The sequence below is a fragment of the Brachymonas moutaii (nom. illeg.) genome, from assembly GCF_049977365.1.
Taxonomy (GTDB): Bacteria; Pseudomonadota; Gammaproteobacteria; order Burkholderiales; family Burkholderiaceae_C; genus Brachymonas.
On the sequence record NZ_JBNGEN010000051.1, the window covers coordinates 1 to 219 of the forward strand.

Genomic DNA, 219 nt, shown 5'->3' on the forward strand with positions numbered 1-219 from the left:
TATGCGCCGCGCGAACAGCAGGATGCCAACGACTATTCGGAAATGCTGGGGTACACCACGGTCAGGCGGCGCCAGTACACGCAGGGCAAGGACCGCAGCTATACCGAGGTGGAGGACAAGCGTGCGCTGATGCTGCCGCAGGAACTCAAGGCCATGGGCAGCGACCGGGAAATCCTGATCATCGAAGGCATGGCACACCCTGCACTCGTGGACAAGATC

At 61.2% G+C, this 219-nt stretch carries 1 protein-coding gene; it reads left to right on the top strand.

Annotated features, from left to right (window positions below; translation table 11 throughout):
• Positions 1 to 219: type IV secretory system conjugative DNA transfer family protein (locus tag ACP2WS_RS11380; protein ID WP_426460868.1), on the top strand; the 219-nt coding region annotated here is incomplete at both ends.